The organism is Falsirhodobacter deserti (assembly GCF_004015795.1).
Taxonomy (GTDB): domain Bacteria; phylum Pseudomonadota; class Alphaproteobacteria; order Rhodobacterales; family Rhodobacteraceae; genus Falsirhodobacter; species Falsirhodobacter deserti.
Genome location: NZ_ML137218.1, coordinates 2,186,287 through 2,206,709, shown reverse-complemented (window position 1 = coordinate 2,206,709; position 20,423 = coordinate 2,186,287). Strand labels below are relative to the sequence as shown.

The 20,423-nt window shown below is 61.9% G+C and carries 13 protein-coding genes and 1 tRNA gene; 7 read left to right on the top strand and 7 right to left on the bottom strand.

The window, feature by feature from the left end; translation table 11 throughout:
- The 4 genes from JX25_RS11110 to JX25_RS11095 form a co-directional block, all read left to right on the top strand.
- Positions 1–1,026, top strand: a 1,026-nt coding sequence (locus tag JX25_RS11110; protein WP_206611549.1) for a COG4223 family protein, incomplete at its 5' end; no start/stop codon positions are given.
- Positions 1,027–2,487 (top strand): heme biosynthesis protein HemY, encoded by a 1,461-nt coding sequence (locus JX25_RS11105; protein WP_128255040.1) that lies wholly within the window; start codon positions 1,027–1,029, stop codon positions 2,485–2,487. It abuts the gene before it with no gap.
- A 43-nt stretch (positions 2,488–2,530) separates the two neighbouring features.
- Positions 2,531–2,606, top strand: a tRNA-Thr gene (locus tag JX25_RS11100).
- A 114-nt stretch (positions 2,607–2,720) separates the two neighbouring features.
- Complete coding sequence (locus JX25_RS11095) at positions 2,721–5,180, top strand: glycosyltransferase (protein WP_241557913.1); 2,460 nt, start codon at positions 2,721–2,723, stop codon at positions 5,178–5,180.
- Positions 5,181–5,219: 39 nt separating this feature from the next.
- On the opposite strand, the gene JX25_RS11090 is transcribed toward JX25_RS11095, so the two are convergent.
- The 3 genes from JX25_RS11090 to JX25_RS11080 are packed head-to-tail and all read right to left on the bottom strand — an operon-like array spanning position 5,220 to position 10,900.
- Positions 5,220–6,608 carry a CgeB family protein gene (locus tag JX25_RS11090; protein WP_164876116.1) on the bottom strand — a complete coding sequence of 463 codons (1,389 nt, stop codon included), beginning with the start codon at positions 6,606–6,608 and terminating at the stop codon, positions 5,220–5,222.
- Positions 6,601–10,113, bottom strand: a complete 3,513-nt coding sequence (locus tag JX25_RS11085) for a glycosyltransferase family 2 protein (RefSeq protein ID WP_164876115.1) — start codon at positions 10,111–10,113, stop codon at positions 6,601–6,603. Before JX25_RS11085 ends, JX25_RS11090 begins: the two co-directional genes overlap by 8 nt.
- Before the next feature lie 7 nt (positions 10,114–10,120).
- Positions 10,121–10,900 carry a sulfotransferase gene (locus tag JX25_RS11080; protein ID WP_128255037.1) on the bottom strand — a complete coding sequence of 260 codons (780 nt, stop codon included), beginning with the start codon at positions 10,898–10,900 and terminating at the stop codon, positions 10,121–10,123.
- A gap of 156 nt (positions 10,901–11,056) precedes the next feature.
- Between JX25_RS11080 and JX25_RS11075 the strand changes: the two genes are divergently transcribed.
- Positions 11,057–12,142: a GSCFA domain-containing protein gene (locus tag JX25_RS11075; protein WP_128255036.1), complete on the top strand. Its 1,086-nt coding sequence runs from the start codon at positions 11,057–11,059 to the stop codon at positions 12,140–12,142.
- A 5-nt stretch (positions 12,143–12,147) separates the two neighbouring features.
- Here JX25_RS11075 and JX25_RS11070 read toward each other — a convergent pair whose 3' ends face one another.
- The 4 genes from JX25_RS11070 to JX25_RS11055 form a co-directional block, all read right to left on the bottom strand.
- On the bottom strand, positions 12,148–15,459 hold the full coding sequence (locus tag JX25_RS11070) for a calcium-binding protein (RefSeq protein ID WP_128255035.1): 3,312 nt from the start codon (positions 15,457–15,459) through the stop codon (positions 12,148–12,150).
- A gap of 99 nt (positions 15,460–15,558) precedes the next feature.
- Complete coding sequence (locus JX25_RS11065; protein WP_128255034.1) at positions 15,559–16,584, bottom strand: DUF2793 domain-containing protein; 1,026 nt, start codon at positions 16,582–16,584, stop codon at positions 15,559–15,561.
- Between the two features lie 89 nt (positions 16,585–16,673).
- Positions 16,674–17,582, bottom strand: a complete 909-nt coding sequence (locus JX25_RS11060; protein ID WP_128255033.1) for a glycosyltransferase — start codon at positions 17,580–17,582, stop codon at positions 16,674–16,676.
- The gene (locus tag JX25_RS11055) at positions 17,579–18,397 is read right to left on the bottom strand and encodes an ABC transporter permease (RefSeq protein WP_128255032.1); all 819 of its coding nucleotides are present in this window, start codon (positions 18,395–18,397) and stop codon (positions 17,579–17,581) included. The genes JX25_RS11060 and JX25_RS11055 overlap by 4 nt, the downstream gene beginning before the upstream one ends.
- Before the next feature lie 212 nt (positions 18,398–18,609).
- Between JX25_RS11055 and JX25_RS11050 the strand changes: the two genes are divergently transcribed.
- Complete coding sequence (locus JX25_RS11050) at positions 18,610–19,731, top strand: KpsE/RkpR family capsule polysaccharide export protein (RefSeq protein ID WP_128255031.1); 1,122 nt, start codon at positions 18,610–18,612, stop codon at positions 19,729–19,731.
- A 6-nt stretch (positions 19,732–19,737) separates the two neighbouring features.
- Positions 19,738–20,421: an ABC transporter ATP-binding protein gene (locus JX25_RS11045; protein ID WP_128255030.1), complete on the top strand. Its 684-nt coding sequence runs from the start codon at positions 19,738–19,740 to the stop codon at positions 20,419–20,421.
- The last annotated feature ends 2 nt before the right edge of the window (positions 20,422–20,423 follow it).

Below are 20,423 nucleotides of genomic sequence, written 5' to 3'. Positions count from 1 at the left end.
GGCATGGCAAACGAAGACACCCGCCCCGAGACTCAAGAGCCCGAGGTCAGGGATGTCCCCGCCACCGAGGCCCAGCCGGTCCCTCCGCAGGAAACGCCCGAAGAGCCGCCGAAACCCGCCGATAAAGACACGGCATCGCAGGGCCGCTCGGTCCTTCTGCCGCTGATTCTGGGGGGCATCATCGCCGCGGTGATCGGCTTTGGCGCCGCGCGGATGATCCCGGGTGGCTGGCCGGTGCAGGATCTTACCCCACTGCGCGAAGAAATTCAGCGACAGGCGCAGGAAATCACTGCCTTGCGCGATCAGCTGGGTGCGATGTCGCAACCCGATCTGGCCCCGCTGGAGGAGCGAATCTCGGCGTTGGAAAATCCCGATGTTTCGGTGCAGGATCTGCAGTCCCAACTGGACGAATTGCGCAACCGGATCAGCGAAGGTGCCATCGGGTCCGATCTGCAGGCCGCGATTGACCAGACGCAGAAGCAACTGGAAGATGCCCGCGCACAAGCGCAGGAAATGCAGCGCCAAGCCGAAGCCGCCGCGCGCGAAAGCAGCACCGCTGCGGCGCTGGCGCGCATAGCGGGTGCGTTGGACAGTGGCACGCCCTTCAATGCCGCCGTCAAGGATCTGCGCGATGCACAGGTCGAGGTGCCGGAGGCGTTGGCCAACAATGCCAATGGCGTGCCCTCCGTTACCGCCTTGCTGCAAGACTTCCCCGAAGCGGCCCGTGCTGCGCTTGATGCGTCGCTTCGTGCCGATGGCGATGCCGGCTGGGGCGACCGCGTGGGGGCCTTCCTGCGGACGCAAACCGGCGCACGTTCGTTGACCCCGCGCGAAGGGGACGATCCCGACGCCATCCTGTCGCGGGCCGAGGCCGCGCTGGGCGCGGGCAACGTGAAAGGTGCGCTGGACGAGATCGGTCGCCTGCCGCTGGAAGGGCAGGCTGCGATGTCCGACTGGCGCGAAAAGGCGGAACGTCGTGTCGCTGCCACCGAAGCACTGGCCCAGATGGACGGGGGTGCGCGGTAAATGCTGTGGTCCCTGATCAAGATCCTTCTTTTCATCGGCGTCGTCGCCGTCCTTGGACTGACGGCAAGCTGGATGCTGGAAAACGACGCCGGCATGCGCGTGGCCGTTTCGGGATGGGAATTCACGCTGGGCCCGGTTCAGGTTCTGATCGCCGTTTTCCTGCTGATCCTTGTGCTGTGGCTGGTGCTGCACCTTGGCGCTTTTCTTCTGGCGTTCCTGCGCTTCCTGAACGGCGATGAAACCGCACTCAGCCGCCATTTCCGCCGCCGCAACATCCGCAAGGGGCGCGAGGCGGTGTCCGACGCGCTTCTGGCCCTCGCCTCGGGGGAGCCGAAGCTGGCACTGAGCCGCGCCGAGACTGCCCATCGCCTGCTGGACGAGCCTGCGCTGACCACCCTGCTTCTTGCCCAGAGCGCCGAGCAGGCCGGGGATCGTCAGCGTGCCGAGGATGCGTACAAGGCGCTGCTGCAACAGGATCGCACCCGCTTTGTGGGCATCCGCGGCCTTTTGCGCCAGAAGCTTGAGGAAGGCGATACCAACACTGCGCTGCGACTGGCCGAAAAAGCCTTTGCCCTGAAGCCGAAGCATCCCGAAACACAGGACATCCTGCTGAAGCTTCAGGCAGAATCCGCCGATTGGAAAGGCGCACGTGCCACGCTGGAATCCAAGCGCAAGACAGGCTCCCTTCCCAAGGCGGTCTTCCAGCGCCGCGATGCTGTTCTGGCGCTGCAGCAGGCAAGAACGGTCATGCAGGACGGTGCCTCCATCGAGGCGCGGGAAGCTGCCATCGAGGCGAACAAGCTGTCGCCCGACCTGATCCCCGCAGCGGTGCTGGCCGCCCGCAGCTATATTGCGCAGGGCAACCAGCGCCACGCTGCGCGCATCCTTCGCAAGGCCTGGGAGGTGCAGCCGCATCCCGATCTGGCCGCCGTCTTTGCCGAAATCGACCCCGATGAGTCCCCGCAGCAGCGCCTGAGGCGCTTCACCCCGCTGACGGATGTGCATGCCGATCACCCCGAAGCAATGATGCTGAAGGCCGAACTTGCCATCGCCGCCGAAGATTTTCCCGAAGCCCGGCGCGCCATCGGCAAGCTGCCCCAGGAACATCCCACCGTTCGTGTCCTGACCATCATGGCGGCAATCGAACGTGGGGAGGGGGCCGATGACGCAGTGGTGCGCGGCTGGCTTACACGGGCGCTGACCGCGCCGCGCGGTCCTCAATGGTGCTGTGACAAGTGTCAGGTCGTTCACGCACAATGGACCCCTGTCTGCGAACAGTGCGGTGGGTTCGACACCCTGACATGGCGTGAACCCGCTGACACTGCCGGCCCTTCGGCAACCGGGACCGAACTTCTGCCCCTGATCGTCGGCGCGCCGGGGCCTGAACCCCGCATCGTCAACCCCGCGCCCGAGCATGCGGAAGACGAAAATCCCCCGCCAGCGGAAAAACCCGCAGATTAGGGCTTCACGACCGGTCGCGGGGATGCTAAAGCCCCGCCACCAGGCCGCTGTAGCTCAGCTGGTAGAGCACGTCATTCGTAATGATGGGGTCGGGGGTTCGAGTCCCTTCAGCGGCACCATTTACCATCCGCCTTATTTGGCTCCCATGCCGGTCTCAAGACCAGCCTCCGGCCAATGGACAGTCTGAACCACCTTCTTTACAGACGATGCTGATATCAGCCGTCGGAAGTGTGATGATCCTGCAGACAGCCCGCCGCCTCTTTGCACGCTTCGCCTTGCGGCATCTGACCATCGCCTTGCCCGGCCCGCATCTTCGCGATGTCAGTGGAAAAGTTGTCGGCCATGTCGATCAGGTCATCTGGAGCCGCGGGTCTGTCACCGTCACAGGATGGACTGCAGCCGACCAGATATCGCTTCTTTCCGCCAACGGGATCAGCGCGACGACGCGGCCGAACCTGCCCCGCCGCGATGTTGCCCAGGCGATGCATCTGCCCGATACGATCGGCTTCAGCCTGACTGCCACTGCACCAGATCTGGACGCCGCGCTTCTGATTCATGGCCTGAGCGGTCAGACGATGGCATGGGCCCTTCCCGCACCCTCGCTGGTTCAACGGCGCGCGGCGCAGCTTCGGTTGCTTCCATCCTTCGCCATGCGCGTAGGGGCAAGCCTTCCCGATGCGGCCCGATGGAAGCGTGGCCGCGATCAGGCAGCACGGTCACGCATCAAGCGTCGGCTGGGTCTGGATGATCTTCCCACCGCGCATGTGCTCGATGCACGCCAGCTTCAGCCGGGCGCACCTGCGGCCTTGCCTGCATCGCCGACAATCATCCTGCCGGTTTACAACGCCTTCGATCTTCTGCCCGAGGTTCTGGACCGGGTCGTCCGCCACACGGACATGCCGTTCCATCTTGTCATAGTCGAGGATTGCTCATCCGATCCCTCGGTCCGCCCGTTTCTGCGCGACTGGTGCGCGGGGCGCGATAACGTGGAGCTGGTGGAGAACAAGGCAAATCTCGGCTTTATCGGCAGCGTCAACAAGGCGTTCGAGATTGCCCGGAAGCGGGGGGAGCCGGTCATCCTGCTGAACTCCGACGCGTTCGTGCCCGCCGGCTGGACAAGCCGCCTTTTGCGCCCACTGGCGGACCCGACTGTCGCAACCGTGACCCCGATGTCGAATGACGCCGAAATTTTTTCGGTGCCCCGTATTTGCACCCGCACCCCGCTGCAGCCCGGAGAGGCGGACGCCCTTGACCAGGTCGCACAGCGCTTCGGCGAAGCCGCCGATGTGGAGGCGCCAACCGGCGTGGGGTTTTGCATGGCGATGCAGATGGACTTTCTGCGCCGTATTCCTGCCTTCGATCCCGTTTTCGGCCGCGGCTATGGCGAAGAGGTGGACTGGTGCCAGAAAACGCGGGCCCTTGGCGGCCGCCACATCGGTATCGGGTCCTTGTTCGTTGAACATCGGGGGGGCGAAAGCTTCGGAAGCGATGCGAAGCTTGCGCTGGTTCAGGCCAATAACCGCATCGTCAGCGAGCGATACCCGAAATACGATCTGGAGGTGCAGCGATTCATTCAGGACGATCCACTGCGGACGGTCCGCCTGGCACTGGCCATCGGGTTTGCCGGCGCAAGGGCTTCAGGCGCCGTGCCGGTTCATCTTGCCCACAGTCTTGGGGGCGGGGCCGAAATGTATCTTCAAGCGCGCCTGAAAGAGGATCTGCAAAAGACAGGCGCCGCAATCGTGCTGCGCGTTGGCGGTGCCGTCAGGTGGCGGGTGGAGGTTCATCTGCCGGATGCTGTAACGGCCGGTATGACCGATGACGATAATCTGATGCTTTCCCTGCTGAATCCGCTGCCTGCCCGCCACGTGGTTTATGGCTGCGGAGTGGGGGATCTCGATCCCGCCACGCTTCCCTCCGTACTTCTTCGTCTGGCAGCGCGGCCCCAGGACCGGCTGGATCTGCTGTTTCACGATTACTTCCCGCTTTCCCCCTCCTATTGCCTGCTGGATGAGGATGGGATGTATCGCGGTGCCGAGGTATCCGGGTCCATGGATGCTGCGCACATCTTCCGCCGGCGCGGCGACCGGCCCCTGAGCCTGCGCGAATGGCAAGATGCATGGCATGCCGCTGCGCATGAGAGTACGGAGATCACCGTCTTTTCCGATGATAGCCGCCGGCATGTGGCCGCAGTCTGGCCCGATGTGGCGGCGCGTATTCAGGTTCGGCCGCACCGCCTGCGCCATACGCCTGCTTCCATTCCTGCTGCCGGCAACGCCGTCGGAGTTCTGGGAAATATCGGCGCCCAGAAGGGGGCGGCCGTGGTGGTCGAATTGGGTCGCCGTCTTGAAGGCAGGAAGCTGGTCGTGATCGGTGACTTCGATCCTGCCTTCCCGCTGCCGTCGCACGTGATCGTGAACGGGGCCTACGATATACAGACGTTGCCCGCACTGGTGCAGAAGTACGGGATCGGATGCTGGTTGATACCGTCGATCTGGCCCGAAACCTTCTCGTTCACGACCCATGAGGCGCTGGCGACCGGGCTTCCCGTGCTTTGCTTTGATCTGGGCGCACAAGGCGAGGCAGTACGTGCCGCCCCGAACGGATACCCGGTCCCGTTTCACGGTCAAGAGGATCTGGCCGGAGCGGTCGTGCAGAAGCTTGCCGCAATCCCGTTGAAGGCAGGAGGTTAAGCTTCCTGCGGCTGTATCGCCGGCCGGTCACCCGCAGTCTCAGGACAAGTCTTCGATCATGGCGACAAGCTCTGCCGCGCGGTGGTCGAAGCTGTGCGCTTCGTGAACAATGCGTCGTGCTTCAGCGGCCCGCTCAAGCCATATGTCGGGGCGGGTCAGGCCATCTTCTATCAGAGCAGCGAAGCTTTCTGCGCTGGCTGCGGTCGGGATGGTATCTCCGAACACTTCGGCAATACCGGCGATGGCATCCGTGACGATCGGCGTGCCGGTCGCACTTCCGTCGAACAGCCGGTTCGACAGGAAGCCGTTTTTCCGCATGCTGTCCCAGTGATCGTTCAGCAGGATTTGGTGGCTGGCATAGAACCGCGGCAGATCAACATTCGCGATGGTGCTTGCCTGAACCATCGCCGGATCCAGAATGCCTTCCCACCCGCCGCCATACAGATCCAGGGGAATGTCGCGCTGGATGCACCAGCGGACCATGGTGCGGTATTCGCGGCGGGAGTTGCCGACGAACAGGCAGCTTCGTTTGCGCGGCAACGACAAGTCGGACCGGAACAGCCGGACATCCGTTGCCTGATGCATCGTCACCACATTGGCGACACGCTGCATGCGCAGGGTTTGCGCATATATGTCCGAGGCAACCGCCACCTTGTCATAGTCGGCATATTCATCCGGCGTCACCCGGTCAGGATGCGAGATCAGCCAAAGAATGTTTATCTTGCCCGGCTGCACGTTATAGCGCGCGCGCCCCCGCAGGACGATGGCAACATCCTCATCATCGCGGCGCGAATACCAGGCATCGGCTGTATCGACGATTGCCCTTTGGCCCAATGCCTCCAGCGATGTCTGAAGTGACCGGGCGAAATGGTAATCGCCCCATGCAGGTGCCTCCTTAAGATTGGGGCAGGCGATCTTGATCCGGATGGTGCGGCTGGTGGAGGAACGGCGGTGACCATGGGGACGTGCCTCTGGCTGCCCCACGGCAATCACGCCGCCTTCAAGAAGATAATCCGAGTTCACGATGCCAAGATGCAGGACACGGCGCGGGCCTGTTTCAACCTCTTCCGGCAGGACCAGAAGAAACCGTCCGTCATCGGCTGCGCGCGCTGTCGCGAAGGCCATGATCTGCGTGCCCGAAAACGCGATAACGGCAACATCGGACGCAGGGTCCTGAAGATCTTGAGCCTGGCCGGAGACAAGACGCCCCACGACAGCCGTGACCCGCCCTGTCCATCCGCCGGGGCGGATGGTGACCTCGCTCTTTCCCGTGCGAAGCTTGAAGGCCTGCGGCGGAGGGATGATGCTGCGGCGCGGGCCGGTGCCCGGAACTTCCACTCCGTTCAGGGAAACCTGAAGGTCTTCCGATCCCTTTTCAACAAGGACGAGGCCGCGATGCACAATCGGCACGATCCAGGGTTCAGACATGTGAAAGCTCTGGCATGTTGGTCCCGTGCAGGATCGCGTGCAGGGCCACGGCAAGTCGTTCTTGCGTGAGTTCGGGATGGTAGGCGATGCGCCAGGCGGTTGTTGCTGCCTTGGCCAGCCGTTCGTGATCCGGCGAAAGCATGAGCTTCCCCAGTTTCTCGGCGATCCAGTCAGGATTGGTAACCGGAAGGGCATAGGCGCAGCGCGTGCCTATCCATTGATCCGCCAATGGCGAAGGCGTCAGGGCCATCGCCGCGCCACGGGCCTGAAGATGCATGGCCAAGGAAAATTCGGCCGGCGTCAGGCGTTCCATTTCCGGGATACAGGAAAGGACACGGGTCCGGCTGAGGCATGCCGCCAACCCCTGATCAAAGGAGAGCCGTTCGGTCAGGCCGGACCCGTGCAGGATTAACCAGTCCCCGCCAGCCATGCCTTCGGGTGGCACGATGATGTCCAGATCATGCTCTCGTGCGGCGGCGGCCAGTCGTGCCGGTTTGTAGCGATCCTCGGCGGCAGGGAAGATCGTGATCGTGGGACTGCCCATCTTCACAGCGGTCTCTTCGGCCAGCGGAAGGGCGCCAAGATGCCAGGCATGTGCCGACTGGCGAACATCGCGCAGAACAAGGCCAGCATCGCCCATATCCAGAATGAAGATGTCCGCCGCGGGCAGGGCCTTTGCAAGCGCATCCACCGCAGGAACCGAATATCCGATGCAGATCACCGGATGCATGGTGTTTTCCAGCGCAGCATCGAAGCCGAGCCGTGCCATCGCCTCGGGCGTATCTTCCAGGACATGCAGGTCGATATCGGCGAAGGCGCCGGCAAGGCCGTTGAGGGACCGCGCAAGAAGGCTTGCTCCGCCATCCGGCGCTGCAAGGACCTGTACCTTGCGCCGTTCGGGCCAGTCCATGGACAGGCGCACATGGGAGTGTTCAAGCCGCTCCTGCGTCTTGCGATTCACGTTGTTCTGCGCACCAGAGTTCAGGAACACATGGGTCACCTGACCCCAGGCGACGTTTCGGCGGTAGTAGACCAGCGTATGATCCACGAAAACCGGCCGGAAGACAGAACTGTAGCGGAGCATCAGATCCCAGTCCTGAAGGCGCGGAAGATCCGGATCGAAGCCACCCAGCCAATCATATACATGGCGACGATGCACGATCGTGTTCAGGTCCATGAAGTTCCGGGCTGAAAGCGCGATCGGGTTGAACGGCGGATGTGACAGCGCCTGAAGCGTTACCTTTGCGCCAAACGTTTCTGTGTCCAGATAGCCGCAATAGGCGATGGAGTTTCCGGGCTGGGCCAGCAGTGCCCGCAGCATCACATCCAGAAAGTGTGGATTCCACAGGTTGTCGCTGTCCAGGTAGGCGATCACCTCACCGCGTGCAAAGCGCAGGCCCTTGTTTCGTGTTCCCGCACCGTTCGACTTGGCAAACTGCATGTAGCGGACGCGGGAATCGTCGAACTGCTTGATGACATCGGCGGTCTTATCCTCGCTGGCGTCATCACAGATAAGAAGCTCGAAATGATCGTAAGTCTGGTCCAGTACGCTTTGGATTGCGTCGCCGATGGTATGGGCGCGATTGAAGGTCGGCATGATGATGCTGACAAGGGGCCGCGTCTCCAGCCGGCTTTTTTCAATCTTCAGGCGGGCAGCCTCTTCATCCCTGTGCAGCGCTTCGCGCTGGCTGGCGGTGATCGAAAGCCGGTTCATCCATGCTGTGAAGACACATTCCGAAGCTTCCCGTTGCGCCGAGGCAGGCGGTAGCAGCCCTGCCACCAGCGGGGGGGCTTCGGCGAAATGTGCAGTTGCATGCGTCACATCGCCAAGATCACGCAGGGCTGCCACAGGGTCAGGTGACGCAGGCGCCACGCGATCCAGCAGCGGGCGCAGGTTCGTGTTGCCCAAGGGATTAAGCGACAGGCCACGCCCCAGATGCAGATAAAGCGCGAAGGCACAGGGAAGCTTCCCCGCATCGACCGCTTGCTCCACGGCAGGATACAGGCGTCGCGCAGCACCCTCGTCGAAGAAGGGGGAGGGTGATTGGCCTGCCTTTGCACCAGCAGCATAGGATGCAAGTGCCTCGGCCTGGTCCATGTCGGTACGGCGGTGATAGGTCAGCCCATACCAAAGCGGGTCGAACCCCGGTGCGTCGCCTTCGATGAAGCGTGCAAAAGCATCCTGCGCGCCCTGGATCACTGCGGGATCCCGAAGGGTTCGCTCCGAGATTTCGGCCGCGATCTCTGCCTGCTGCTCAGCTGGCCAAAGACGGTTGTCGTTCACCACCCAGCGGCCCAACAACTGCCCGTCTGCTTCGTCGTTCCAAAGCGCTAGTTCGCGTGCACTGGGCGGAACGGCGAATGTCAGCAGGTTCTGGGCCCGCCGCTCGCCGCTGATGGGCGTGGCGCGGCTTGCATTCGAAACCACGGCTGGCAATTGCCGTCCGTCGATCTGGATGCCGACCCGAAGATGCAGGGGTTGTCCTGCCTGATCGGTGACAGAGGCCTCGAACCTCCCCCCGATAAGGCGTGCCCCGCGCAAGGCCGGGCGGCCGCTGGCCTTCATGCGGAACGTGATCGCGCCGCCATCAAGCAATCGGCCGGTGGCGGGGTGGCGCACCAGCGCCTTGTGCCAGTTCCCATCCAGCAGATGTCCGGGCACAGGAACCTCGAACCCGCCGCGATCCGTGCCAAGCCCTGCCACCGGCGCAGTGACACCCGCGATGACGGGTGGTTCATCGTTGAACTGAACGCTGACCGCCTCTGCGGGGCGTAGCCAGCCGGCTATCGCAACGGCCTCGCTGCGGAAGAAGGCGACGCCTTCCGAAGTGCCTGTGAACTGTGTCTCCCCGCCCGGAAGAACGGCGCCGGAACTGTTCTCGATGATCTGGACGTGGTGGGGGTGGCCGTCAAACAGAAGATCTGGAAGATCAAAGCGGAAACCTGATGCAAGACGGGCATGGCCGGACGCAAGGACGTCCCGCCGTTCGAGTTGAGCCGTAGCGGTCAAAAGCACGCTGCCGTCTACCTTCAGGCACAGATCGACAGCCCGGTCCGCATTTGACGGATCCAGAATCCAGCCGGAAACGTCGTTCGGTCCGATCCTTTCAACCGCACCCTTCAGGCCCGTGTCGCTGAAGCGCGCGGCAGTGCCATGTGTTGCAGTGGTTGCCGGCTGGATCGACAGCGTCGCCCCGCGAAGGGTGGCACCTGTCGGCAGGCGGACAATCAGGCGGTGAGCCCGCCCATCCGGCAGGCCCGCAGGCAAATCGAACTGGAAGCCGCACCGTTCAGGACCAAGACCGGCTTGCTGCACGTCGGGACGGGGCAGGTCGGCAAGACCGCGTCCGATTTCGCGGCCGTCCATTTCAAGAACAAGCGGCACTGCCGCGTCCGGCTGCTTGCGATCGAACACCCAGCCGTGGATGCGTCGGCCCTCCATGCGCTCTACCCGTCCGGCAAAACGGCGGGTGCGCAGCATGGCGGTCTTCAACCTGCGAATCATAGGCTTGTCATTCATCATCGCGGTTCAGAACCAGTTCAGCCTGATGCGCCATCTGGCACAGTGCGTCATAGGCGGCCTTGTCCGTGCTGTCATGGACTGCCTGCATCTCGGCGTTCATCTTGCGCGGCTTGCGGTCAGCAGCGAAGGCAGAATGCTTTTCCAGCGTTTGCCGCATTGCCGCACTCTGCGGAAGATCGAGAAAGGACAGGATCGTGCGTTCGGTCTCGTCGGGAACCGCGAACATGCGATCATAATCCAGAAGCAGGATGTTGTCGGGCCGGTCAGGCTTGTCGAGATAGGCTTTCAGCTCTGCATACTGTGTCGACCAGCTTTCACAGGCCGCTGCGAAATCCTTGGTTGCCGGCCACGGATCTCGGGTCCGGTTGGCGCGCGCCTGCCACGAAAGGCCGACATCCCTAAGGTTCCTGAGGATGTAAATGTAGCGAAAACCTGGATTCTGGGCGATGAAGTCGGGCAGGATCGGGGTCAGGTCCGGAACCTTGTCGCCCACGATCAGCGCGTCGTCCCACTTCTGGGCCATGCGCTCGTATGTTTCCACCCAAGCGGGGCGAACATCGGGGCGAAGATTGGTGTCCTGTGGCTCGAACCGGAAGAACCGCTCTTTGCTGAACAGTTTTCGAGAGTAGTTCTGACGCAGAAGAAACTGGAACTTGAACCTCTCGATCCCGACACAGACGCCCTCATGGCTGTTCAGAAGTTCGGCCAATGCTGTCGTTCCGCTGCGCGCCACCCCAGACACGATCAGTTTTCTCTTGAGATCAGACATCCTGTTCCATTCTGCTTTGAACGCTTGTGGCCAGCGTTTTTCGCCGCGCAATATCTCGGCGCCGGGGGGTGTGTGCAACCAGCTATTTCAATCATGTTGATTGGCAGGTAGAAAGTTGCGAGAGGTTGGTAAGCCCTCCTGTCAAATGAGCTTACGATGATCTCTGCCAAGAACGCGTTGCGCACAGGGCGCGACAACCCGCTTGACCGTTGGAATGGCACGGACGCCAGTGCAGCGGCCCGCATCGCAAAGCGCATTGTAATCCCGCAGGGGCGCCAGTCATTCACCGCCAGCGCGGCCGACACGTTCTTTGCGATCGGATCGTGCTTTGCACGCAATGTCGAGGAGCGACTGCAGGATGCAGGTGCAACCGTCAGCAGCCTGCGTCTTGACCTTCCCGACCTGGGCGACTCCGCCGCACGCGCCACCGGCATCCTGAACAAGTACAACCCCCATGCGATCCTGCAGGAGCTTCGCTGGGCTTCGGGTGCCGAGCGTTTTCCCGAAGAGGCGCTGTTCCAGCTTGAAGGGGACGATGTCTGGCATGATCCCCATCTGCGGCAAAACTCCGGCAACGGCACAAAGGAACAGGTTCTGGCCCGGCGGAAGGCCCTGAACGCATATTTCGCGCAAGCCTTCGACGCGGATGTGGTCATCATCACCTTGGGTCTGATCGAGGCGTGGGTCGACCTGCAGACCGAACTGACGCTGAATGTGCTGCCCGATCCGAAATTTCTTGCCCGCAACAAGGGTCGTTTCGCCTTCCGCTGCCTGTCGGTGAAGGACTGTGTCACCGCCCTCAAGAACATCATCGCGGTTCTGCGTGCCCACGGACGGAAGGACCAACGGATCGTCTTGACCGTTTCGCCCGTCGCGCTGGGCCGGACGTTCACCGATGAGGACGTGATCATCGCGAACATGACGTCCAAGGCGACGCTTCGGGTTGCTGCCCATCGCCTGACCCAGGATCTCGACGGTGTGGATTATTTCCCAAGCTATGAAGCTGTGCTGCACAGTGATCCGGCGTTGGCCTGGCAGGAAGATCGCCTACATGTCAGCGACTTCATGGTGGGCCGCATCATCGGGGAATTTCTGGGCCGGTATGGCGTGCTTTCCCCTGTCGTGGCCGACGCTGGCGGGGAAGAGGACGAAACAGCCGCCATGCTTGCTGCACTGCGCCGGGACGTGGATCGTTACAAGAACAGGATCATCGCGCTGGAGCGTCAGATCAACGGCAACTGAACAGCTTAGACCAGAATGATGTCTCCAAGGATGGCCGATGCATCGCGAATGCCGTCCAGCACTAGGACATGCCCGTCATCAACAGTCAGCGTGGCAGAACGGCCGTTGATGGTTTGTGCAGCTATCACTTCCGAGATGGACTGGCCGTTCAGAATCTCACGGTCCAAAACCAGCTTGTCGACGCCGGGCGTAAAGTCGGTGATGCGGTTCCGGCCTGCGCTGAAGATGAAGTGATCCGCCCCGGCGCCCCCTGTCAGCGTGTCCATGCCGCCGCGCCCGTCCAACGTATCGTTTCCAGCCCCCCCGATCAGCCGGTTTTCTTCTTCATTGCCCGAAATATGGTCATGACCGCTGCCGCCGCGGACCCCTTCGATCGAGGAGTAGGTGTCTTTCGTGGCCATACCGGTGTTCCGACCGCTATAGACCAGATCGATCACCGCGCCGCCCCTGTCGAGGCGGTAGTCTGCGAAGTCGAAACCGTCGCCGCCAAACATCGCGTCGGCCCCCTGATCACCGATCAGGGTGTCATTGCCTGCGCCGCCGTAAAGCACATCATTGCCGTCGCCCCCGATCAGCAGGTCGTGGCCATCCTCGCCAAACAAGGTGTCATTGCCCCCTCGCCCTTGTACCTCATCGGAACCGCTTCCGCCGAAGATCTGGTTCGCACCGTTGTTTCCGAACAAGGTGTCATTGCCGCTTCCGCCGATAAGATCCTCGATCGATCTGAAGACGTCTCCTTTGGCAACATTGGTGTTGAATGACGGGTTGAAGAGGGCCACGCGCAGGCCATTCGATATGTTGGCATAGCTCGCCGCATCTCGACCCGCCCCGCCATCCAGCCGATCGGCACCTGCATCACCGAACAAGGTGTCGTTTCCGTTTCCGCCAAGAAGGGTATCATCGCCGCGGCGGCCATGGATCACATCATTGCCATTGCCGCCATTGATGACGTTGCCCGCGTTATTTCCCAGCAATACGTCGTTCCCACGCCCGCCCAGCAGGTTCTCGATGGCGATAAGGGTATCGCCCGCTGCAAGCCCGGTGCTGCGGGCCCCGTTCAGCATATCAACCGTAAGTCCCGACCTGTCGGAGGAATAATCGACAAGATCGGTGCCCGGGCCGCCATCCATGGTATCCTGGCCAAGGCCCCCGACGAAGGTGTCGTTGCCTACGCCACCTTCCAGCGTGTCATTGCCACCACCGCCATCGATGCGGTCGTCCCCGGCCGCTCCGTTGATCTTGTTGTTGGCAATGGTGCCGATGATCGTATCTTTCGCGCGGCCGCCTGCCACATCCTCGATCGAGATGAACACATCGCCGGTGGCGATGCCGGTATTGCGCGCAGGATTGCCCAGGTCGATCGTGATCCCGAAGCGGGAATCTCGGTAATCCACGGTGTCCCGTCCCGCCCCGCCATCCATCGTGTCTGCTCCGGCCCCGCCGACGAAACGGTCATCGCCCGTATCCCCCAGCAGCAAATCATCACCTGCAGCACCCACAAGAAAATCGTTGCCGCTTCCGCCGATAAGCGTGTTGGACAGCCCGTTGCCCTGCAACCTGTCATCGAAGGCCGAGCCGATCAGGTTGACAATCCCGTCATAAACATCGCCTGCTGCATCGCCCGTGTTATGACGGGGAGCCGTCAGGTTGGCATAGACCCCGCTCAATGCGCTGGCATAGCTGGCCCAGTCGCTTCCATCGCCGCCAACAAGCGTATCCGCGCCCCCACGGCCTTCAAGGGTGTCATCACCCGGGCCGCCTACAAGCCTGTCGTCACCCGGGCCGCCTTTCAGGGCTTTGTCGGATGGCTCTGCAGGAATGATGGGTATGCGCGAGAAGGGGCCTGAAACCTCCAGCCCGTGGATCTGGCCTGCACTCAGCGGTCGCCCATCAGCGGTGACAATGCGCAGCACCTCGTTCCCGAAGGTCAGGATCGCGCCATCGGTTGTCATCTGGACCCCAAGCTGATTGGCCTGATGCAGAAGAAGCCAGCGGGAAAGGTCCAGCCGATCCTCGGCCGGGTTGAAGTCGAGGATGGTATCAGCCTCGCCGTCGGCGGAAAGAACGAAGATGTCCGCACCGCGGCCCCCGCGCATACTGTCCGAACCAGCCCCGTCGATAAGGATGTCATCGCCATCGCCGCCTGAAAGCGTGTCGTTTCCCGCCGCACCCCAAAGAACATCATCCTTCGCAGCCCCTGACAGGATGTTGCCTGATTTGTTGCCGTAAAGGTTCAGGCCCGCGCCGGACAGGTCGACCTTAAGATCCGCAATTCCGCTTTCAGCGCCACTGGCCGAAAAGATGCGGATTCCGCGATCGACGCCCACGGCAGCAAGGGCTGATATGTTTGCCAAGATACGATCCGTATCATCCGCAAGGACATCCAGCGCCAGCAGCGTTCCGTCCGGAAGCAGCGTCATCAGCGTCAGCCCGTCATCCGCCCCGCCAGCGATAACATAGACGCGCCCTTCAACCTCCACCGTCGTCAGGGCATTGAGGCCGTTGAAGCGGGTTTCCAACGTGTCGATGACATGGTCGCGCGCGGTCAGCTTGCCATCGGCCCCTACCTCGATCACGGAAATTGAGGAAGATCCGCTGGCCCCGGCAATGATGTAGATCTTGCCGTTCACCTGCGCGGTAGCAAGGTGGTCCGGCCCCGTCATCCCCAAGCCTTCGGCGCTTCCCGACTGTCCGGCCATCGTCAGCTTCCCCGTGCTGGCGATAGACCAGGACAGGACGGAGCCGCCCCCCGGGCTGGTGGCGATCAGGAAGGGCTTGTCCCCCACCTTGACAGTGGCCATGGCCCCCAGATCCGGACCGGGCTGCCCGACCTGCACGTTATCGCCAAGGCTGGTGCTGAAGATCTCCCCGGCGCTGCTGCCGGTAAGCGTATAGGTGATAATCGCCTTACCCGTGATGTCGACCGCATAAAGAAACTTGTGCCCGTGTGCATCAACGGTCAGGGTATCCGCCACCGACCTGCCGAGGCTCAGGTTGCCCGTGGCGGATAACGCGCCGGTTCCGCCACTCCCGTAAAGGGGCAGCTTGCTGCCGGCATAGCCTGGCACGACCAGCTGATCGCCAAGAAATTCCAGTTCCGGCGCTTGCCCGGCAAGGGGAGCCCCCGAGATCGTGCCTTGCCAAAGCGTCGACAGCCCGCTGCCCGAGACCCTCAGCGCTGAAAGGCCAGCCCCCGCCGAGGTGGCCGAATATAGTACTGTCGTATCGCCGCTCTGCTTCAGGGCGAGGTCGGTTATACCGGTCAGCAGCGACGTCCGGCTTCCCATGAAGCTGTGCGAATATTCCAGCTTGATCACGTTGAAACTCTCCCTTTGGGTGATTCAACGTGATCCGGCGTTAAGACCTTCTTCCTGAAATGCGGCGGAAGAGTGGCGGAAGGTGAGCTTTGTCGCGATTCAGGCCCAGCGTCCAGTGGCCGTCAGAACCACCTGACGTTCCGGGCCGCTTACTGCCGCCCCTGACCGGGCGAGGCGCAGGAAGAACGCGCCATTCGCCAGACCCACCGCCGCGATGTTGCCGAACGCCAGCAGGGATGACGCGGCAGGACTGACATGCGAAGCGGTAACCGACGGAACCGAGACGAAAGTTACGGCGCCGAAGGTTTGCGTGGCAGTGCTGGCCAGATCCACATCGCAGATCCTTGTGAAGGTTTGCGTGCCGTCGGCCAGTCGCGTCAGCTGGCCGCCATTCGTTGCCCGGGATTCGATGATCGCGCCGCTGGGCTGGCCGTTCGACATCCCGACTGTGCCAAGGATGTTGCCACCGTGGAAGGCGGTCTTGCCCCCGATCCGCATGTTGCCTTGCGGCATGTCCACGTTGCCGGCACCATCTGCCTTCAGTGCGGTCAAAAAGGAACCGCCATCCCCACTCAACTTGATTTCGAAGCTGTCATTGCCCATCAGGCCCATTTCGGCCCGACCGGACCAGTTCGACTGGAACAGCAGGCTGGCCGTGTCCGCTGTGGCCGCCTTGTTGATCTTCATGCGATGATCGGTGCCTTCGTGGCTGAACAGGCTTGCACCCGATTGTACCAGAAGGCGGTTCAGCATGTCAGGCGTGCCGTTGATGCCCAGCATCGCTGCTTGCGGTGCGCGCCAGCCGCCATCGGCAAATACGGTCGTCTGCCCTTCATCCCTGACGAAGGCCTTCCAGCCGGGCTGCGGGGGCAGGAACTGCCATGCCGTGCCATCCCAAAGGGCGAAAGCCGCCTCTTGTCCGGCCCAGTCGCCCGTAGGGTGGGGGCCGATGATGAAACGGTCGCCGGGCTCTGGCCGGTCCGGCGGGACAGAGAGGTTCCGGCTGTTCACGGTTGTCTGAACAAGCATGTCCAGCAACCGCAAAGCATCGTTATGCGTCACATGTTTCTGTGCCTGTGCAGGCTGGATCAGTGGCAAGGAAAGAAGAAGCGACGTGTCAGCCATGCAGTGTCCCCTGAAGCGGTCATGCCAAAGGAGTATCCGTCGCAGGTTAAGCCGGCCTCGCCGCACCGGACGGGGGCCTGCAACAGCTTTCAAACGCGCCCGCTCAGGGCCGAGGCGTAAAGAAAAGCTGTCTGCGCCCCGCCATCACGCCGTATTCCTGCGCGAATCATGCGCCGAACCCGTGACGGGCCGGGCCTGCCCAGATCTTTTGCAAACTGGTGCAGGGTAACCGAATGTTCCGGCAGAAGTTGGGGGGCGTAAGGAAGCAGCGCTTTAGTGTTGGTGCGCAGCCACTGGCCGTAAGCTCCATCGCGCACAAGCCGCAGGCGGCGCGCCATCGCCACAAGGCGTTCGGCATCTCCCAGTTCGTTGTGCGAGTGCTGGCGATAAAGCAGGCCGGGTTCGGGATCGACAAATATGTCGGCTCCGGTGCCGCTCAGAACAAGGTAAACCCACCAGTCGTGGAACGCGATGGGGCAGGCGGGTGGCATCTGCCGCAGGGCCTTCACCGCCGGCCGGTTCAGAAGCATGGTGTTTCCCGCAACGATGTTCTGCACCAAGGCACGGGGGAAAGAGGGCAAGCCGCGTTGACGCGACGGGCGGGCTTTCTCCAAAGCAGCATCGCTGACAAGCGTGGCGCTGCCATAGAGGGCCTGCCCCTGCTGCCTTGCGATCCAGTCGGATGCCCGGCGCAGCTTGTGCGGCAGCCAGACATCGTCTTGGTCGCAAAAAGCGACCGGATCGTCGGGCAGATCGGGATGGTGCAGAAGGTGAAGGAAATTCGCCGCCGATCCCGCTTTCGGTCCCTGCATCAGGCGCACCTCATGATCCTGATGCGTCCGGGCGAACTCCGTCACGACCGACAAGGTGCCATCGGTCGAGCCATCGTCCGATACCCACAGCCGCCAATCAACCCCGTCTTGCGCCGCGATAGAGGCAAGCTGCGCCCCCAGATGCTGCGCCCCGTTAAACGTGGCAAGCAGGATCGTGATCTTCATAGCGTAAGGATGACCCGGTGCCACCTTCTCAGCAGGATAAGGCCGAGGGTCAGGGGGACAAGCCCGAAGCCGAACACGTAAAGCGGCGACACATAGCTTGCATCATACTCGGCATAGAATCCCGAACGTACCTGCCCGACCACATGCAGCAGCGGGTTATACCAAAGGTATTGCTGTGCCGCCGCAGGGAGCGTGTCGAAGGTATAGAAGACGCCGGACAGGATCATCAGCGGCGTCGTCAGGATACCCCAGATCCTGTCCCAAAGCGGGACAAAGGAAATGAGCACGCAGTTCAGTGTGCCGATGCCAAGCGCCAACACCGTAAGCATCGCGTATCCAAGGCCGATATTGGCCAGATCCACCGTGGTGCGGGTGTCGAACATGATGCGAATGCCGGTGAACACGATATAGGACACCAGAAGTCCCGTCAGAAGCGCAAGCGCGAAGCGTGCGATAAGTGCGTCCATGAAGGTGACGCTGGGATACACCAGCAGGGGGCGCGAGTAGTTGATGGCCGTCTGTATGCGTGCTGTCAGGGTCGCATAAAGCCTGAACGGGATCATCGCCGTCGCATAGAAAATCGCGAAGTTCACCCCCAGCGGCGGCGTTCGAAGCATCAGCGAAAAGACCAGCGTCAACATGACGATCCCGGCCACCGGTTCAAGGATTGCCCATAGGTAACCGCCGGGCGATCTGCCATAGGTGGTCGCCATCTCGCGCAGGATCAGGGCTCCGACGGCCCGGCCCGTGCCGAAGCGCCGCTGCTTGTCTATGGGCCGTAGTTCTTCGGTTTCTGGCGGAGCGAGCCCGGTCATGCGATCTGTTCCGCTAGGTAGCTGGAAGTCCAAGCCGACATTATGTAGAATTCACGCTTCAGGTTCAATCCGGTCACGGACTCGGAGGTCGTTTGTCAATTCCCGAACAATCCATTCCTGAGGGGGTCGTGCCACGTCGCAAGCGTCGACCCGCGCTTGTTCCCGATGCAAAGCCCGAAGTCGATCGCGTTGATGTTCGTCCTCCGGTGGGGATGGCAAAAACGCTGCGGCGGCATCGTTTTGCGATCATGGGGTTCGTCGCCGGCGTTCTTGTGCCTGTTCTGCTTTCCGCGATGTACCTCTGGATCATCGCAAGCGATCAGTACGTTTCGGAAGTCGAATTCGCGGTGCGGAACGAAAATCAGGCTTCCGCTACGGACATGATGAGCGGGCTGTCGATGATCACCGGGGCACAAAGCAGCGCGTCCGACAGCGAGGTGCTGTACAGCTATTTCAACAGCCAGGATCTGATCGAGAAGGTGGATCAGGCAGTCAACCTTCGTGATATCTGGTCCAAGCCGGCCTTCGACCCGGTCTACAGCCTTGATCCCGATGGAACCATCGAAGATCTGGCAGACTATTGGGAAAACATGGTGAAGGTCACGCTGGACAGCCGGACCAACATCGTCGGGATCCGTGCGCTTGCCTTCGACCCTGTGGATGCGCAGCGCATCACCCGCGCGATCTATGCCGAAGGCTCTGCCATGATCAACCGGCTGTCGGATATCGCGCGCGAAGACATGATTCGTTATGCCCGTGATGATCTGAATCTGGCCACGGAAGAACTGCGCCAGGCCCGCGCCGCCGTGACAGACTTCCGCAACAGGAACCAGATCGTGGACCCGTCGATGGACACGATGGGGCAGATGGGCATCGTGAACAATCTGCAGTCCCAACTTGCCGCAGCCATGGTTGAAATGGACATGTTGCGCCAAACCACGCGTGCCGACGATATCCGCGTGCAGCAGGCCGAGCGCCGCATCGAGGTCATCAACCAACGCATCGCGGAAGAGCGTAACAAGATGGGCATGGCCAGCGGCCCCGATGCGCGGGGCGGTAACGCCTATGCCAACCTTGTGGGTGAGTTCGAGCGGCTTACGGTGGATCGTGAATTTGCCGAGCAGACCTATACCGCGGCACTGGCGGCGTTCAATTCGGCCCGAACGGAAGCGGGCCGGCAAAGCCGCTACCTCGCAGCCCATGTGCAGCCGACGCTGGCTGAACGGTCCACATTCCCTCATCGCGGGGCCACCCTGATCCTGCTGGCACTGTTCCTTGTCCTTATCTGGTCAGTGGCAGTTCTGGTGGCTTACAGCCTGAAAGACCGCAAGTAGACGCCCATGATCCGGCTGGAGAACCTGACCAAGACCTATGTGCTCCAAGGCAGGCGGAAAACGGTGGCAGACAATGTCAACGTCACCTTCCCGTCGCGCACGGCCGTTGCGCTTCTTGGCCGCAACGGGGCCGGAAAATCCACGCTGCTGCGCATGATTTCAGGCACTGAAGAACCGACATCGGGCCGAATCCTGTCCAGCGGCACGATTTCCTGGCCTGTCGGTTTTGCCGGCTCGTTCCATCCCGAACTGACGGGCGCACAGAACACGCGCTTCGTCGCCCGGATATATGGCATGGACACCAATGCCCTGATCAACTTCGTGGAAGAGTTCGCCGAACTGGGCAAGCACTTCCATCTGCCGTTCCGCAGTTACTCCTCGGGGATGAAGTCGCGGCTTGCCTTCGGCGTGTCCATGGGCATCCCGTTCCAGACATACCTCATAGACGAGGTCACGTCGGTGGGGGATGCATCCTTCAAGGAAAAGAGCAGCGCCTACCTGAACGAACGGCTTAAAACGTCCTCCGCCATCATGGTGTCCCACTCCATGGGGATGATCCGCAAGATCTGCTCGAAGGCGGCGGTGCTGGAAGGGGGGCAGCTTCACTGGTTCGATGATCTGGAAGAAGGCATCGCGGTGCATGAACGGAACATGCGCGTCGGTCGTGGCGCGGTGCCGGATGACGACTGATC

Coding starts and splice junctions, on each gene's coding strand:
- JX25_RS11105 (WP_128255040.1), top strand. CDS start 1,027: ATGCTGTGGTCCCTGATCAAGATCCTTCTTTTCATCGGCGTCGTCGCC.
- JX25_RS11095 (WP_241557913.1), top strand. CDS start 2,721: ATGATCCTGCAGACAGCCCGCCGCCTCTTTGCACGCTTCGCCTTGCGG.
- JX25_RS11090 (WP_164876116.1), bottom strand. CDS start 6,608: ATGTCTGAACCCTGGATCGTGCCGATTGTGCATCGCGGCCTCGTCCTT.
- JX25_RS11085 (WP_164876115.1), bottom strand. CDS start 10,113: ATGATTCGCAGGTTGAAGACCGCCATGCTGCGCACCCGCCGTTTTGCC.
- JX25_RS11080 (WP_128255037.1), bottom strand. CDS start 10,900: ATGTCTGATCTCAAGAGAAAACTGATCGTGTCTGGGGTGGCGCGCAGC.
- JX25_RS11075 (WP_128255036.1), top strand. CDS start 11,057: ATGATCTCTGCCAAGAACGCGTTGCGCACAGGGCGCGACAACCCGCTT.
- JX25_RS11065 (WP_128255034.1), bottom strand. CDS start 16,584: ATGGCTGACACGTCGCTTCTTCTTTCCTTGCCACTGATCCAGCCTGCA.
- JX25_RS11060 (WP_128255033.1), bottom strand. CDS start 17,582: ATGAAGATCACGATCCTGCTTGCCACGTTTAACGGGGCGCAGCATCTG.
- JX25_RS11055 (WP_128255032.1), bottom strand. CDS start 18,397: ATGACCGGGCTCGCTCCGCCAGAAACCGAAGAACTACGGCCCATAGAC.
- JX25_RS11050 (WP_128255031.1), top strand. CDS start 18,610: ATGGCAAAAACGCTGCGGCGGCATCGTTTTGCGATCATGGGGTTCGTC.
- JX25_RS11045 (WP_128255030.1), top strand. CDS start 19,738: ATGATCCGGCTGGAGAACCTGACCAAGACCTATGTGCTCCAAGGCAGG.